General features: G+C 73.8%; 15 protein-coding genes, 1 pseudogene and 1 riboswitch. Of the genes and pseudogenes, 9 read left to right on the plus strand and 7 right to left on the minus strand.

Going from position 1 to position 14,420, the window contains the following annotated elements:
• Positions 1–132 precede the first annotated feature (132 nt).
• On the plus strand, positions 133–1,260 hold the full coding sequence (locus tag Sdagh_RS03580) for an 8-amino-7-oxononanoate synthase (RefSeq protein WP_189421516.1): 1,128 nt from the start codon (positions 133–135) through the stop codon (positions 1,258–1,260).
• Positions 1,261–1,309: 49 nt separating this feature from the next.
• Here Sdagh_RS03580 and Sdagh_RS03585 read toward each other — a convergent pair whose 3' ends face one another.
• Positions 1,310–1,543 (minus strand): DUF397 domain-containing protein, encoded by a 234-nt coding sequence (locus tag Sdagh_RS03585; RefSeq protein ID WP_190011011.1) that lies wholly within the window; start codon positions 1,541–1,543, stop codon positions 1,310–1,312.
• Between the two features lie 9 nt (positions 1,544–1,552).
• Positions 1,553–2,416: a helix-turn-helix domain-containing protein gene (locus Sdagh_RS03590; RefSeq protein WP_189421518.1), complete on the minus strand. Its 864-nt coding sequence runs from the start codon at positions 2,414–2,416 to the stop codon at positions 1,553–1,555.
• A 213-nt stretch (positions 2,417–2,629) separates the two neighbouring features.
• Here Sdagh_RS03590 and Sdagh_RS03595 point away from each other — a divergent pair, with 213 nt between their 5' ends.
• Positions 2,630–3,106: an ATP-binding protein gene (locus Sdagh_RS03595; protein WP_226534496.1), complete on the plus strand. Its 477-nt coding sequence runs from the start codon at positions 2,630–2,632 to the stop codon at positions 3,104–3,106.
• 41 nt (positions 3,107–3,147) lie between these two features.
• Here Sdagh_RS03595 and Sdagh_RS03600 read toward each other — a convergent pair whose 3' ends face one another.
• The 3 genes and pseudogenes from Sdagh_RS03600 to Sdagh_RS03610 form a co-directional block, all read right to left on the minus strand.
• On the minus strand, positions 3,148–3,813 hold the full coding sequence (locus Sdagh_RS03600; RefSeq protein ID WP_226534498.1) for a DUF6328 family protein: 666 nt from the start codon (positions 3,811–3,813) through the stop codon (positions 3,148–3,150).
• Between the two features lie 121 nt (positions 3,814–3,934).
• Positions 3,935–4,408, minus strand: coding sequence for a C40 family peptidase (locus tag Sdagh_RS03605; RefSeq protein ID WP_189421519.1), 474 nt, complete (start codon positions 4,406–4,408; stop codon positions 3,935–3,937).
• A 3-nt stretch (positions 4,409–4,411) separates the two neighbouring features.
• Positions 4,412–4,548, minus strand: a riboswitch (cyclic di-AMP (ydaO/yuaA leader).
• Positions 4,549–5,001: 453 nt separating this feature from the next.
• A pseudogene (locus Sdagh_RS03610) lies at positions 5,002–5,367 on the minus strand (IS110 family transposase); the annotation flags it as partial.
• A 529-nt stretch (positions 5,368–5,896) separates the two neighbouring features.
• Between Sdagh_RS03610 and Sdagh_RS03615 the strand changes: the two are divergent.
• The 7 genes from Sdagh_RS03615 to Sdagh_RS03645 all read left to right on the plus strand — a co-directional run bounded on the left by Sdagh_RS03615 (position 5,897) and on the right by Sdagh_RS03645 (position 12,214).
• Positions 5,897–6,199 carry an urease subunit gamma gene (locus tag Sdagh_RS03615; RefSeq protein ID WP_189421520.1) on the plus strand — a complete coding sequence of 101 codons (303 nt, stop codon included), beginning with the start codon at positions 5,897–5,899 and terminating at the stop codon, positions 6,197–6,199.
• A gap of 11 nt (positions 6,200–6,210) precedes the next feature.
• On the plus strand, positions 6,211–6,522 hold the full coding sequence (locus tag Sdagh_RS03620; protein WP_190011013.1) for an urease subunit beta: 312 nt from the start codon (positions 6,211–6,213) through the stop codon (positions 6,520–6,522).
• Positions 6,515–8,236, plus strand: a complete 1,722-nt coding sequence (locus Sdagh_RS03625) for an urease subunit alpha (protein WP_189421522.1) — start codon at positions 6,515–6,517, stop codon at positions 8,234–8,236. Before Sdagh_RS03620 ends, Sdagh_RS03625 begins: the two co-directional genes overlap by 8 nt.
• Positions 8,236–8,913: an urease accessory protein UreF gene (locus Sdagh_RS03630; RefSeq protein WP_189421523.1), complete on the plus strand. Its 678-nt coding sequence runs from the start codon at positions 8,236–8,238 to the stop codon at positions 8,911–8,913. Before Sdagh_RS03625 ends, Sdagh_RS03630 begins: the two co-directional genes overlap by 1 nt.
• Positions 8,914–9,010: 97 nt before the next feature.
• Complete coding sequence (ureG, locus tag Sdagh_RS03635; protein ID WP_189421524.1) at positions 9,011–9,688, plus strand: urease accessory protein UreG; 678 nt, start codon at positions 9,011–9,013, stop codon at positions 9,686–9,688.
• A complete protein-coding gene (locus tag Sdagh_RS03640; protein ID WP_190077881.1) occupies positions 9,685–10,452 on the plus strand; it encodes an urease accessory protein UreD in 768 nt (255 codons plus the stop codon). The genes ureG and Sdagh_RS03640 overlap by 4 nt, the downstream gene beginning before the upstream one ends.
• Positions 10,453–10,606: 154 nt before the next feature.
• Entirely contained in the window at positions 10,607–12,214 is a 1,608-nt protein-coding gene (locus Sdagh_RS03645; RefSeq protein WP_189421526.1) for an alpha/beta hydrolase, read from the plus strand.
• A 48-nt stretch (positions 12,215–12,262) separates the two neighbouring features.
• Here the strand turns inward: Sdagh_RS03645 and Sdagh_RS03650 are convergent, their stop codons facing one another.
• Both Sdagh_RS03650 and Sdagh_RS03655 read right to left on the minus strand, forming a co-directional pair.
• The gene (locus tag Sdagh_RS03650) at positions 12,263–13,300 is read right to left on the minus strand and encodes an NAD-dependent epimerase/dehydratase family protein (RefSeq protein WP_226534501.1); all 1,038 of its coding nucleotides are present in this window, start codon (positions 13,298–13,300) and stop codon (positions 12,263–12,265) included.
• A 249-nt stretch (positions 13,301–13,549) separates the two neighbouring features.
• Positions 13,550–14,278, minus strand: a complete 729-nt coding sequence (locus Sdagh_RS03655; RefSeq protein ID WP_190077882.1) for a lysophospholipid acyltransferase family protein — start codon at positions 14,276–14,278, stop codon at positions 13,550–13,552.
• Positions 14,279–14,420: the final 142 nt, after the last annotated feature.

Here is a 14,420-nt window from a genome sequence, read left to right on the forward strand (position 1 = left end):
CGATCGATGTGTGGGTATTGCCACACGGTGTACGGCTGTCCGCCCCGCTAGTGTCTGTGAACTGCCTACAAAACACCGGAGTGCCGGCCTCTGTCCGGGCGGCCGCTCCCCGCACCCCGGAGGGACCGCCCCATGGCGTTCGGCTGGATCGACGAGCGGACGGAACTGCGCCGCCGTTCCGGGCTGCTGCGCACCCTGCGCCCCCGCCCGGCCCGCTCCCCGCTGCTCGACCTGGCGAGCAACGACTACCTGGGCCTGGCCCGGCACCCGGAGATCACCGGGGCGGCGGCCCGGAGCGCGCGGCACTGGGGCGCCGGCGCCACCGGCTCCCGGCTGGTCACCGGATCGACCGAGCTGCACGCGGAACTGGAACGCGAACTGGCCGCGTTCTGCGGCTTCGAGGCCGCCCTGGTCTTCTCCTCCGGCTACGCGGCCAATCTCGCCGCCGTCACCGCGCTGGCGCCGCACGGCTCGCTCCTGGTCTCCGACGCGGGCAACCACGCCTCCCTGATCGACGGCTGCCGGCTGGCCCGGGGCACCACCCAGGTCGTGCCGCACGCCGATCCGGAGGCGGTGCGCAAGGCGCTGGGAACCCACGACGGACCCGCGCTGGTCGTCTCCGACACGGTGTTCTCGGTCGACGGCGACGCCGCCCCGCTGTCCGCGCTGGCCGCGGTCTGCCGGGAGCGGGGCGCCGGACTGGTCGTCGACGACGCCCACGGCCTCGGGGTGCTCGGCGCCGGCGGGCGGGGCGCGGCGCACGCCGCCGGGCTCGCGGGCGCGGCCGACGTGGTCGTGACGGTCACCCTGTCGAAGTCGCTGGGCAGCCAGGGCGGCGCGGTGCTGGGTCCGGCGCGGGTGATCGGCCATCTGGTCAACGCCGCCCGGACGTTCATCTTCGACACCGGCCTCGCGCCCGCGGCGGCGGGCGCCGCGCTGGCGGCGCTGCGGCTGCTGCGCCGGGAACCGGAACGGGCGGCGCGGGCCCGCGCGGTGGCGGCGGAGCTGTACACGGGGCTGACGGCGGCGGGTCTGGCGGCGGCCGGTCCGGACGCCGCCGTGGTCTCGGTGCGCGCCCCCTCTCCGGAACTGGCGGTGCGGTGGGCGGCGGACTGCCGTACGGCCGGCCTGGCCGTGGGATGCTTCCGTCCTCCTTCCGTGCCCGACGGCATCTCACGGCTCAGGCTGACCGCTCGCGCGGACCTCACCGAGGCTCAGATCGGACGTGCTGTGCGAACGGTCCGCGCAACGCGGCCATGAGTCGGCGTGACACGGCCGTGGAGCCGCGCACCGCCGCACAGGCGTCAGGTCACTTCAGGCGGAGCCCGGAGGTGAAACCGGCCCAGCTCCCGGGGGAGAAGAGCAGCGCCGGTCCGGCCGGGTCCTTGGAGTCGCGCACGGCGAGGAGTCCGGCCCAGGGGCCGGCCGACGGACGGGCCGTCTCCACGCAGTTGTTGGCTCCGGTGCTGTAACTGCTGCGCAGCCACCGCGCACCGGGCAGTCGGGTACTGGAAGGAACGTGCCGAGGAGGTGCTGCTGGCATGGTGCCTCCTTACGCGCCGGCCGCTGTCGCGGCGAGGAGATCCAACGAGTCGTCGGGCGAAAGGGCGTGCCCTTGCAGAGCTTTGAAAGCCTCGGTGTAGGCCTCCAGGTCTTCTTTCCGTTCCAGATAGAGGCTACTCGTCAAGTGGTCGAGAACAACTACATCCAGATCAGAAGTGCTCGAAAAAGAGAAAATAACGAAAGGGCCGGTGACACCGATGTGCGCCCCGGCGGCGAACGGCAGTACCTGGAGCCGGACATGGGGCAGCCGGGCCGCGTCGACCAGCCGTTCCAGCTGGCGGGCCATGACGCCGGGCTCGCCCACCCGCCGGCGCAGGACGGCCTCGTCCAGTACGGCGCTGAGCCGCAGCGGCGTGGCCGAACGCAGCACGTCCTGCCGGGTCAGCCGCACCTGCACCAGCGCGTCGATCCGCTCCTCGGGCAGTCCGTCCATCGCGGCCCGGGTCACCTCGCGGGCGTACTCCGGGGTCTGCAGGAGGCCGGGGACGACGGTGGTCTCCAGGGTGCGCATCGTGCCGGCCTGCGACTCCAGGCTGATGAAGTCCCGGTAGGCGGGCGGCAGTACCCCGCGGTAGGGGTGCCACCAGTGCTGCCGGCTGCCGCCGTCGTCCTCGGAGCCGGCCAGGGCCAGGAGCACTTCGCGGAGCTGGGTGTCGGCCACGCCGTAGACGTCCAGGAGCAAATCCACGTCGCCGGGTTTCGCCCCGCTCGTCCCGGTCTCGATCCGGCTGACTTTCGACTGGTGCCAGCCGGCCAGCCGGGCCGCCTCACCGCTGGTGATTCCCGCCCGCGTACGCAGGGCGCGCAGTTCGGCGCCGAGTTTGCGACGGCGCACCACAGGGCCGTGCCGCATGGGCCCACTCCTTTACTCCTTTTGAGCCGCCCGGAAAAGGTCTGCTGGCGCAGAGTTCACCGCTTCGAGCGACAGATATATGCATATCTTGGGGGATCGCCTCCTCCACCAGTGGGGTGATGGCACTCTGGCGACCAAGCACAGTCCGGGACCGTACTCGAACCGTCCACTCCGTGTCGGGCCGCGGTCCCGCAGGAAAGGGACGACGTCGCCATGGCAGATCATCTGGAAGCATCCGTCACTCTGCCGAGCGATCCCGCCTCGGTCTCCGCCGCCCGGACCTATGTCGTCGGCACGCTCGCGGAGTGGGGACTGCCCGCGGACACGGACGTGTCCGACACGGTCCGGCTCATCGTGTCGGAGCTGGCCACCAATGTCGTGCAGCACACCCTCGGGCAGTCGCCCACCTTCACCGTGGACCTGGCGCTGGACCACGACGAACACCTGTGGATCGGGGTCACCGACAGCCATCCGCGGTTCCCCAAACGGCTGCCCGCCGCCGTCCAGCAGGACAACGGGCGCGGCATGGTGATCATCCGCTGGCTCGCCGCCGAGTGCGGGGGCCGGCTGACGGTCCGCTCCACGCGGGAGGGCGGCAAGACCGTCTCCGTCGAACTGCCCTGGCGGACCCGGCCGGAACCGGCCGCGGCGAGGGCCTCCCGGCCGAACCGGCGGGACCCGCCGGAGTGAGGCGCCGGGCGCGGGGGGCGCGCGGCGCGGCGGACGGCGGGTCAGCGCCGCGTCGACGGCCCGGTGCGCGCCGGGTTCCGGCGCCGGGGCTCCGGGAGCCGCCGGGCCGCCGCGGACCGGCTCCCGCCGGACGCCCGCCCGGCACCGGCGTACGCGCCGCCGAGGGGTTCGGCCGCCGCGTCCGCCCGGGGGCCGGCGGCGTCCCCCGCGGGCTCCTCGGAGGTGCGCCCCGCCGTACGCCGCCGCACCAGGCGGGGGAGCAGGCCCCACAGCCCCAGGCAGAGCAGCAGCGTCGTCGCGCCCGCCGCCAGCCCGCCCGCGCGGCCGGCCGTCACGTCCACGACGAGCAGCACCGCGCCGGTGAACGCGAACACCAGAACTCCCATGCCGGCCGAGGCGAGCCGCGAGGACACCCGCACGATGTGCGCCTTGGCGCCCTGCTGGAAGAGCGAGCGGTGCAGCGCGGCCGGCGCGGTGAACAGGATGGCGGCGAGCACCGCGAGCAGCAGCGTGGTGACGTACGTGGCCCGCTGGACCGTGTCGAGGTCGGGGAAGCGCGGGGTGAACGCCAGGGACAGCAGGAAGGCGAAGAGGATCTGCACGCCCGTCTGGGTGACCCGCAGCTCCTGGAGCAGCTCGCCGAAGTTGCGGTCGGCGCGCTGCAGCGGGGTCTCACCCCGCGCGGTGCAGGGACGGTGGTCGGCCATGCCCCACGGATATCCCGAGGGGCCCGGATCACTCCCGACCGTGCGCACGGACGTGCGAATCCGAGGGGGTGACCGGCCGTCACGACCGCCCGCCGGGGCCGCCGGCACCCCCTCGGGCGGCTCACTTCACCCGGCCGTACCAGACGCTCTTCGTCCAGATCTTCTGGAGCCGGACCACGTCACCGGTCTTCGGGGCGTGCCAGATCTTGCCCTTCCCGGCGTAGATCCCCACGTGGTACACGCTCCGGCCCGAGTGGAAGAACACCAGGTCGCCGGCCTTGCGGCTGGAGGCCGTGATGTGGCGCGTCCGGTTGTACTGCTGGGCCGCCGTGCGCGGCAGCTTCTTGCCGGCCTTCTTGAACGAGTACAGCGTCAGCCCGGAGCAGTCGAACCGGGACGGCCCGGTGGCCCCGTAGCGGTACGGGGCGCCCTTCTTGGACGCCGCGATCTTCAGCGCCTTGGTCGCGTGGGTGGCCGCGGCGGCCTCGGAGGCGATGCCGGGAACCACGATCGAGCCGCCCACGGCGGCGATGGTGAGGGCCGAGGCCGTGCCGGCACGGACCATCAGCGACGGGACACGATTGAGCGCAGTCATGCGCAACCCTTCGTCAGCCGCCTGTGAAGGATGACCTGTCGGATTCGGGCTGGCGAAGTTGCCCGGCCGCGCGAACGCGGCTTCACCCCAAGGGCTGCTCGGCTCCGGCCATGGCGTGACCGTTCCGGCGACCCGTCATGCTCGGGTCCTCCACTCCTGCCGATCCACTCCTGTCGACCGGTCATCCGGGCGGCGGCAGGACTCGGCGTCCGCCCGGATCGCCCCGCCACTGCGGCGGGGTCTTGTCGTCAGACAGGGATCTTGACGCACCGAAGTCGGAAAATCCCAACGGAACGGGTGGTTTGTGTTGTTACTCACCACTCACCCGTTCGGGTGGAAGGCCCCGCGTCCCGGACGGCGGGACGGCGCCGCTGACCGTCCGACCAGCGGCGGAACAGGTCATTCCGCTCCCGGACCAGGCGCGTTGCGCAAGCCGGACGGGTCCGGAGAAGGACGTGTTCCTACGCCGAAGGGGGGTACGCCGTTCGGTCCGTTCCGCCCTGTCCGGAGGGGACCGCGCAGGGGGCGGGCGGGAGCGTCGGCCGGCACCCCCGGCGGCCGGGTGGTCCGGGCCGTGCGTCGCCCGCTCCGGGGGTGTGCGGCATGGTGCGGGCCGCGTCCGCGATGACTGCGGCGTCCTTCGCGTCGGTCCTGGCTTCGCCGGGGTGGAGGCCGGCGATCCTGTGCATCGCCAGTCCGGGCGGACGGGCGACCTCGCAGCCCGAGTCCCGGGCGACCGTGCGCGGGAGGGCGCCGATCGAGGCGGGCTGGTCCACGACCACCAGGACAGTGCCGAACTCGGCCTTCAGCTTGCCGGACACGGCCCGCAGGTGAAGCTCGCCGTTCGGCAGCGGGGTGTCGAAGACCCTCTTCCCGGCCGGAGTCGGGCCGTGTCCGTGGTGCGCGTGCCTGCCGACGTCCAGGCCCAGGAAGACGCCCACCCCATCGATGTCGACCATCGTGCCCCCATGCGTCGATGCGTGCCGGCCTCACACTCGGGTGCCGTTCTCGCGCATCCACGTCATGCGGACCTGCCGCCCGCAAACGGCCGGGCACTGCGCCCGGCGCGCGGCGGTGGTCGGACCTCTGATCAGCGTCTCCGACGGCACCCCTCGGGCCCGGTGACACCACCCCCAGGTCATCCGTTCGGCAGGGGACGACAGTCACGCCGGGCCCGGAGGCCAGCGGCCCTCTTGCGGGACCGTGAAGAAGCTGACGGGGCGCCGGCGCCCGCTCCGCACCCGGTCCGGCGGGCCCGGGGCCGGCCCGGCCGCGCGGGGCCGGACGGGCGCCCCCTCCGCCCGCCCGGCCAAGGACGGGCAAAGGGGCCCCCAAGAAGTCGCCTCGGGCAACGAGAAGTGATCTTGGGCGGGTTAACGTGAGCGAAACCCGGTGCAACTAGCCTGCCGCTTCGGCCATCTGCGACGTTGCCCCGTGGCTGCGGCAACCGGACCCGCACGGTCCGGAGCGAGGACTGTGAGGTGGGACGTGCGACTGACCCCGCACGAGCAAGAGCGGCTGCTCATCCATGTGGCGGCCGACGTCGCCGAGAAGCGCCGGGCACGCGGCCTGAAGCTGAACCACCCCGAGGCCGTCGCCCTCATCACGTCGCACATCCTGGAGGGCGCCCGGGACGGCCGCACCGTCGCCGAACTGATGTCCTCCGGGCGCGAACTGCTCACCCGGGACGACGTCATGGAGGGCATCCCCGAGATGCTCCACGACGTGCAGGTCGAGGCGACCTTCCCGGACGGCACCAAGCTCGTCACCGTCCACGACCCGATCGTCTGAGGGGAGCCGCCGTGATCCCCGGAGAGATCCTGTTCGCCGACGGTCCGATCGTCTACAACGAGGGCCGCGACACCACCCGGCTGACGGTCCTGAACGCCGCCGACCGGCCCGTCCAGGTCGGTTCCCACTACCACTTCGCCGAGGCCAACCCCGGGCTGGAGTTCGACCGCGCCGCGGCCCGCGGCAAGCGGCTGAACGTCGCCGCCGGCACGGCCGTACGCTTCGAGCCCGGCATCCCCGTCGAGGTCGAACTCGTCCCCGTCGCCGGCGCCCGGATCGTGCCCGGACTGCGCGGCGAGACCGGAGGTGCCCTCGATGCCTGAGATCTCCCGCCCCGCCTACGCCGACCTGTTCGGCCCCACCACCGGCGACCGGATCAGGCTCGCCGACACCGACCTGCTGATCGAGATCGAGGAGGACCGTTCCGGCGGCCCCGGGCTCGCCGGTGAGGAGGCCGTGTTCGGCGGCGGCAAGGTCATCCGCGAGTCGATGGGCCAGTCCCGCGCCACCCGCGCCGACGGCACTCCGGACACCGTGATCACCGGCGTGGTGATCGTCGACCACTGGGGGATCGTCAAGGCCGACGTCGGCATCCGCGACGGCCGGATCACCGGCATCGGCAAGGCCGGCAACCCCGACACCATGGACGGCGTCCACCCCGACCTGGTCATCGGCCCCGAGACCGAGATCATCGCGGGCAACGGACGGATCCTGACGGCCGGCGCGGTCGACGCCCATGTGCACTTCATCTGCCCGCAGGTGGCCGACGAGGCGCTGGCCTCCGGCGTCACCACCCTGGTCGGCGGCGGCACCGGACCCGCCGAGGGCTCCAAGGCCACCACCGTCACGCCCGGCCCCTGGCACCTGGCCCGGATGTTCGCCGCGCTGGAGGCGTACCCGCTCAACATCGGCCTGCTGGGCAAGGGCAACACCGTCTCCCAGGAGGCGATGCTCTCCCAGATCCGGGGCGGCGCGGTCGCCCTGAAGATCCACGAGGACTGGGGCGCCACCCCCGCCGCCATCGACGCCGCCCTCACCGCCGCCGACGCCACCGGCGTCCAGGTCGCCATCCACACCGACACCCTCAACGAGGCCGGTTTCGTCGGCGACACCCTCGCCGCGATCCGCGGCCGGGGCATCCACGCGTACCACACCGAGGGCGCCGGCGGCGGCCACGCCCCCGACATCATGACCGTGGTCTCCCAGCCGCACGTGCTGCCCAGCTCCACCAACCCGACCCGGCCCTACACCGTCAACACCGCCGAGGAACACCTCGACATGCTGATGGTCTGCCACCACCTCAACCCGGCCGTCCCCGAGGACCTCGCGTTCGCGGAGTCCCGCATCCGGCCCTCCACCATCGGCGCCGAGGACGTCCTGCACGACCTCGGGGCGATCTCGATCATCTCCTCCGACTCGCAGGCGATGGGCCGCATCGGCGAGGTGGTCCTGCGTACCTGGCAGACCGCCCACGTGATGAAGCGCCGGCGCGGCGCGCTGCCCGGCGACGGCCGGGCCGACAACCACCGCGTCCGCCGCTATGTCGCCAAGTACACGGTCAACCCGGCCCTCGCGCAGGGCATGGCGCACGAGATCGGCTCCGTCGAGACCGGCAAGCTCGCCGACCTCGTGCTGTGGGAACCGGCGTTCTTCGGCGTCAAGCCGCTCCTCGTGCTCAAGGGCGGCCAGATCGCGTACGCGCAGATGGGCGACGCCAACGCCTCCATCCCCACCCCGCAGCCGGTCCTGCCCCGGCCCATGTACGGCGCGATCGGCCGGGCCCCGGCCGCCAACTCGGTCAACTTCGTCGCCCCGGCGGCGCTGGAGGACGGGCTGGCCCAGCGGCTGGGCCTCGGCAAGGAGTTCGTGGCGATCGAGTCGACGCGCGGCGTCACCAAGGCGGACATGCGGGAGAACGCCGCCCGCCCGGACGTCCGGATCGATCCCGACAGTTTCGCCGTGCACATCGACGGCGAGCTGGTCGAGGCGGCCCCGGCGCCCGAACTGCCCATGGCCCAGCGTTACTTCCTCTTCTGATGTCCAGGGCCGCACTCCTGGTCCTGGCCGACGGACGCTTCCCCGCCGGCGGGCACGCGCACTCCGGGGGCGTCGAGGCGGCCGTCCGGGCCGGACGCGTCACCGCGGCGGCCGACCTCGCGGAGTTCTGCCGGGGCCGGCTGCACACCACCGGCCTGGTGTCCGCCGCCCTCGCCGCGGCGGCGGCCCTCGGCACGGACCCCGTCGCCCTCGACGCCGCCGCCGACGCGCGGACCCCGGCGCCCGCCCTGCGCACCGCCGCCCGCAGACTCGGCCGGCAGCTCATGCGGGCCGCACGCGCCACCTGGCCGTCCCCCGAACTCGACGCCCTCGCCCGCGCGTTCCCCAAGGGCGCCCACCAGCCGGTCGTGCTCGGCCTCACCGCCCGGTCGGCCGGGCTGGAGCCGCAGGACGCGGCGTACTGCGCGGCGTACGAGAGTGTCGGCGGACCGGCGACGGCGGCCGTCCGGCTGCTCGGCCTCGACCCGTTCGACGCGACCGGCGTGCTGGCCCGGCTCGCCCCCGAGCTGGACCGGGTGGCCGACCGGGCCGTCGAGGCGGCCCGCGAAGTCCGCGACGAGGGCCGCCTCGACGCGCTGCCCGCGGCCTCCGCGCCGCTGCTGGAGCTGACGGCCCAGGCCCACGCGGGCTGGCCGGTCCGGCTCTTCGCGTCGTGAGCACCCCCGCGCCTCCCGGACCCCCCATGCCCCTCATGCCTTCCGTGCCCCCGACGCCTCCCGCGCCCCGGTGGAAAGACGACTTGGAGCCGCCCGTATGCACCTCGACCACACCCACTCCGGACCCGCCGCCGTCAGCGCCGACGCGCACCGTCCCGACGGCACCCGCCGCGCCCTGCGGGTCGGACTCGGCGGACCGGTCGGATCCGGCAAGACCGCCACCGTCGCCGCGCTCTGCCGGGCGCTGCGCGACGAACTGTCCCTCGCCGTCGTCACCAACGACATCTACACCCGCGAGGACGCCGAGTTCCTGCTGCGCGAGGCGGTGCTGCCGCCCGAGCGGATCGCCGCCGTGGAGACCGGCGCCTGCCCGCACACCGCGATCCGCGACGACATCTCCGCCAATCTCGAAGCCGTCGAGGACCTGGAGGACGAGGTCGGCCCGCTGGACCTCATCCTCGTCGAGTCCGGCGGGGACAACCTGACCGCCACCTTCTCCAAGGGGCTGGTCGACGCGCAGATCTTCGTCATCGACGTGGCCGGCGGCGACGACATCCCGCGCAAGGGCGGCCCCGGCGTCGCCACCGCTGACCTGCTCGTCGTCAACAAGACCGACCTCGCCCCGTACGTCGGCTCCGACCTCGCCCGGATGGCCGCCGACGCCGAGGCGCAGCGCGGCGAACTCCCCGTCGTCCTGCAGTCGCTGCGCCAGGAGGCCGGCGTGCGGGACGTGGCCGACTGGGTGCGGGGCCGGCTCGCCGCGTGGGCCGCATGAGGACGACGTCCGGCGTCCGCGCCACGGCCCGCGTCCACGCCCGCCGCGACGGACGGGGCGGCACCTGCCTGCCCGTGCTGGACGGCGAGGGCCCGCTCGCGCCGCGCCGGACCCGCGGCACCGGGGACGAGGCCCGGGTGACGCTGGTCGGCGCGATGAGCGGCCCGCTCGGCGGCGACCGCCTCACCGTCGAGACCGAGGTCGGGGAGGGCGCCCGGCTGCGCGTCGGCTCGGCCGCCGCCACCATCGCCCTGCCCGGCCAGACCAAGGAGGAGGCCCGCTACGACGTCCGGATCACCGTCGCCGACGACGGCGAACTGCGCTGGCTGCCCGAGCAGTTGATCTCCGCCGGCGGCAGCGACCTGTACGTCACCACCCGTGCCGACCTCGCCCCGGGAGCCCGGCTGGTGCTCCGCGAGGAGCAGGTGCTCGGCCGCACCGGCGAGGAACCGGGCCGCCTCACCAGCCGGCTGACCGTGCGGATCGGCGGAGGGTGCGTCCTCGACCAGGAGCTGTCCTGCGGTCCCGGTGCCCCCGGCGGCTGGGACGGCCCCGCCGTGCTGGCGGGACACCGCGCCGTCGGGCAGGTCGTCGTCGTACACCCCCGGTACGGGGAGCGCATGCCGGAGGCGCGGATGCTCGGGGAGGGCGCGGCCGTGCTGCCGCTCGCCGGGCCCGCGGTCCTCGTCACGGCGCTGGCCCCCGACGCCCTGTGCCTGCGCCGTCTGCTGGACGAGGCCCTCGCCGTTCTGGAGCGGGACTGACCCGCGTTCTGGAGCGGGACTGACCCGCCCCGCCGACCGAACGGGCCGTCCCGTTTATCGGATTGGCAAAGAAGTGGGACCGCCCCTGTTCTCAGGCGGCCCACAGCCGGGAGGATCCCCGTACCCATCGCAAGGATGTACGGGGAGGGTCCACGTGAGGACGACACGACTGAAGCGGAGCACGGCCGCGCTCGGCACCGCCGTGGCGCTGGTCTCCGCGACGCTGGCGGCCGGCGCCGTCACCGCGCCCGCGGCCAACGCCAGCCCGGGTGCCCGGCACGGGCAGCCGCGGGACCTGGAGGCGTACGGCACCGCCGTCGCCGCGGCACGTGCCGCCAAGGCCGGGATCGACTGGCGGGACTGCCCGGCGGACTGGAACCTGCCCGCGCCGATCCAGTGCGGCCACGTCACCGTCCCGCTCGACTACGCCAAGCCGTACGGCAAGCAGATCACGCTCACCGTCGACCGTATCGGCAACACCGGGACCGAGGCCCAGCGGCAGGGCGCCCTCATCTACAACCCCGGCGGTCCCGGCGGCTCCGGCCTGCGCTTCCCGGCCCGCGTCACCGGCAAGAACCCGATCTGGGCGAAGACGGCCGAGGCGTACGACTTCGTGGGCTTCGACCCGCGCGGTGTCGGCAAGTCGACACCGATCTCCTGCGTCGACCCGCAGGAGTTCGTCAAGGCGCCGAAGATGGACCCGGTCCCCGACTCCGAGGCCGACAAGCGTGCCCAGCGCAAGCTGGCCCGCGAGTACGCCGAGGGCTGCGCCGAGCGCAGCGGCGAGATGCTGCCGCACATGACCACCCCGAACACCGCGCGCGACCTGGACGTCATCCGCGCGGCCCTCGGCGAGAAGAAGCTCAACTACCTCGGTGTCTCCTACGGCACCTACCTCGGCGCCGTCTACGGCACCCTCTTCCCCGGCCACGTCCGGCGCATGGTCGTCGACAGCGTCGTCAACCCGTCCCGGGAGAAGATCTGGTACCAGGCCAACCTGGACCAGGACGTCGCCTTCGAGACCCGCTGGAAGGACTGGCAGGACTGGGTCGCGGAGAACGACGCGACGTACCACCTCGGCGACACCCGCGCCGAGGTCCAGGCCCAGTGGCTGAAGCTGCGCGCCACCGCCAAGAAGGCCCCGATCGGCGGCGTCGTCGGCCCGGCCGAACTCCTCTCCTTCTTCCAGAGCGCCCCGTACTACGACTCCGCGTGGGCCTCCGTCGCCTCGGTGTTCAGCGCCTACGCCGGCGGGGACACCCAGGCCCTGGTCGACGCCGCCGCCCCGGACCTGTCCGACACCGCGGGCAACGCCTCCTCGGAGAACGGCAACGCCGTCTACACGGCCGTGGAGTGCGCCGACGCCAAGTGGCCCACCGACTGGAAGACCTGGGACCGGGACAACACCCGGCTGCACCGGGACCACCCGTTCCTGACCTGGTCCAACGCCTGGATGAACCTGCCCTGCGCCACCTGGCCCACCAAGCAGCGCACCCCGGTGGACGTGAGGAGCGGCAAGGGTCTGCCGCCCGTGCTGATCGTCCAGTCGGAGCGGGACGCGGCCACCCCGTACGAGGGTGCCGTGGAACTGCACCAGCGGTTCAGGGGCTCCCGCCTGATCACCGAGCGGGACGCCGGTTCGCACGGCGTCACCGGGCTCACCAACCCGTGCGTCAACGACCGCGTCGACGCCTATCTCCTCACCGGTGAGGTGGACCGCCGGGACGTGACCTGCGCCCCGCACGCCACGCCGAAGCCGTAACGCGTCCCGTTCCGGGGGGCGGCCGGGTACTCCCGGCCGCCCCCTGGCTCACGCGTGCCGTCCCGCCGGCCAGGCGTCCTCCGCCGCGTAGTCGAAGAGGTCGCCGTACGCCTCGGCCATCTTCGGGTACGCCGCCCGCCAGTCCGGGGCCCCGGCCAGCCGCTCCTCGATGGAGGCCACCGTCTCCGGCAGGGCATCCGCGTACCGCGCCACCGGGCGGTAGCCCAGTTCCCGCTCCGCCGCGCCCGTGCCGCACACCACCGGCGCCGGCACCGACCAGGGGGTCAGGCCCACGCCGGGCGCCGGCGGCGCGCCGTCCACCAGGACGTCCTCCGCCTCGACGCCCATCACCGCGTCGATCGCGGCGGCGATCTCGGCGACCGTCGGGGCGTCCGGGTCCACGGCGTTGAGCGCCCGGCTGCCCGGCCGCGCCGCGGCCAGCCGGATCACCTCGGCCAGATTGCGCACCCCCGCCGGATGGAAACGGCTCCGGCCCCCGTACGCCAGCACCCGGCGCCGCCGGCCGTCCAGGTTCCGCTTCACGAAGTACAGCTCCCGCGGCATGGGGGAGTACGGCCCGTGCACCGCGCCCGCCCGCAGCAGCGTCACCGGCAGCCGGTCGCCCGCGGCGAGCAGGTCCCGCTCCAGCGCCGCCTTGCGGGTGCTGTACGAGGAGTCGCCCGGCCGGACCGTACGCTGCTCCTCGGTGAGCGGCACCGGGAACCGGGGGAAACCGTCGGGCTCGGACTGCGTGTCGAAGTTCCGCCCCCGGTCGTCCTCGTACACCGACACGCTGGACAGCACCACCGCCGAGCCGATCCGCCCGGCCAGCGAGGTCAGTTGCCGGGCGTGCGCCGGACCGAACGCCACCATGTCCACCAGCACGTCACAGCCGTCGCCCACCACGGCGGCCAGCGCGTCGTCGTCCTCCCGGTCGGCCCGCGCGGCGCGCACGTCCTCCGGCCAGCCCGGGTCCCGTCCGCCGCCCCGCGAGACGGCGGTCACCTCCCAGCCGTCCCCGGCCAGCGCCCGCACGGCCGCCCGCCCGATCTGTCCCGTCGCCCCGATCACCACAGCACGTGTCATACGGGGACCGTAGACGCGCCGGGTCCGCCCCGCCCCGCCCGTCTGCCGAGGGCAGAACCCGGCCAGGGCCTGTCGTTCGGATCACGCCGCGGACGCGGGGCCTGGCACGCGCGCCTGTCGCGTTGTCGTCACTCGCCGACGCTCCGCGTCGACTCCCTCCTCCGCCTCGCATCCGCACGCACCAGGCCCCGCTCACCAGGGAGAGGAAGGCACAGCCGATTCCCCGCGACCTGATCCGAACGACAGGCCCTAGCCGAGCGGCATCCGGGGGAACCGCCGCCCCCGTACGGCCCTGGCCTCCGCCTCCTGCTCGGCCTTGGCCTCGGCGGCGTAGCGGTCGACGTACTCCTGCCCGGACAGGGCCAGGATCGCGTACATGATCTCGTCGGTGACGGCCCGCAGGACCGTCTTCTCGTGCTCCATGCCCGCGTACCGGGAGAAGTCGAGGGGCTCGCCGAACCGGATCGCCACCGGGCGCACCCGCGGGAGGCGCCGGCCGGGCGGCTGCGCCTCGAACGTGCCGATCATCGCGCACGGCACCACCGGCACCCCCGCCGTCAGCGCCATCACCGCGACCCCGACCTTCCCCTTGTACAGCCGGCCGTCGTGCGAGCGGGTGCCCTCGGGATAGATGCCGAGCAGCTCGTCCCGTCCGAGCACGCCGAGTCCCTCCCGGATCGCGGCCCGGCCCGCCTTCTTGCCGGAGCGGTCCACCGGGATCTGCCCGGCGCTGCGGAAGAAGGCCGCGGTCAGCCGTCCCTTGAGGCCGGGACCGGTGAAGTACTCGGCCTTGGCGAGGAAGGTGATCCGGCGCCTGAGCACCGCGGGCATCAGGAAGTGGTCCGAGAACGACAGGTGGTTCCCGGCGATGATGGCCGCCCCCGACGCGGGCACGTGGTCAAGCCCCTCGATGCGGGGCCGGAAGACCAGTCTCAGCAAGGGGCCCAGCAGCACGTACTTGAGCAGGTGGTAGAACACGGCTCGTCTCCTACTCCGCCGGGCGCGTCCGGTACCGGCGTCTACCCCGGGCCGGCGCGTGAACGCCTGGTGCCCGGCCGGGTGCCGGATTCACTGACAGTCTGTCAGGCGGTGCGGCCGGTGGCGAGCGGTCGATCCGCCG

Origin of the sequence: Streptomyces daghestanicus, assembly GCF_020521275.1 — a bacterium.
In the GTDB taxonomy this organism is placed as follows: domain Bacteria; phylum Actinomycetota; class Actinomycetes; order Streptomycetales; family Streptomycetaceae; genus Streptomyces; species Streptomyces griseoviridis.

Coding starts and splice junctions, on each gene's coding strand:
- Sdagh_RS03640 (WP_190077881.1), top strand. CDS start 9,685: ATGAGGACGACGTCCGGCGTCCGCGCCACGGCCCGCGTCCACGCCCGC.
- Sdagh_RS03590 (WP_189421518.1), bottom strand. CDS start 2,416: ATGCGGCACGGCCCTGTGGTGCGCCGTCGCAAACTCGGCGCCGAACTG.
- Sdagh_RS03650 (WP_226534501.1), bottom strand. CDS start 13,300: ATGACACGTGCTGTGGTGATCGGGGCGACGGGACAGATCGGGCGGGCG.
- Sdagh_RS03600 (WP_226534498.1), bottom strand. CDS start 3,813: ATGGCCGACCACCGTCCCTGCACCGCGCGGGGTGAGACCCCGCTGCAG.
- Sdagh_RS03630 (WP_189421523.1), top strand. CDS start 8,236: ATGTCCAGGGCCGCACTCCTGGTCCTGGCCGACGGACGCTTCCCCGCC.
- Sdagh_RS03580 (WP_189421516.1), top strand. CDS start 133: ATGGCGTTCGGCTGGATCGACGAGCGGACGGAACTGCGCCGCCGTTCC.
- ureG (WP_189421524.1), top strand. CDS start 9,011: ATGCACCTCGACCACACCCACTCCGGACCCGCCGCCGTCAGCGCCGAC.
- Sdagh_RS03605 (WP_189421519.1), bottom strand. CDS start 4,408: ATGACTGCGCTCAATCGTGTCCCGTCGCTGATGGTCCGTGCCGGCACG.
- Sdagh_RS03595 (WP_226534496.1), top strand. CDS start 2,630: ATGGCAGATCATCTGGAAGCATCCGTCACTCTGCCGAGCGATCCCGCC.
- Sdagh_RS03585 (WP_190011011.1), bottom strand. CDS start 1,543: ATGCCAGCAGCACCTCCTCGGCACGTTCCTTCCAGTACCCGACTGCCC.
- Sdagh_RS03625 (WP_189421522.1), top strand. CDS start 6,515: ATGCCTGAGATCTCCCGCCCCGCCTACGCCGACCTGTTCGGCCCCACC.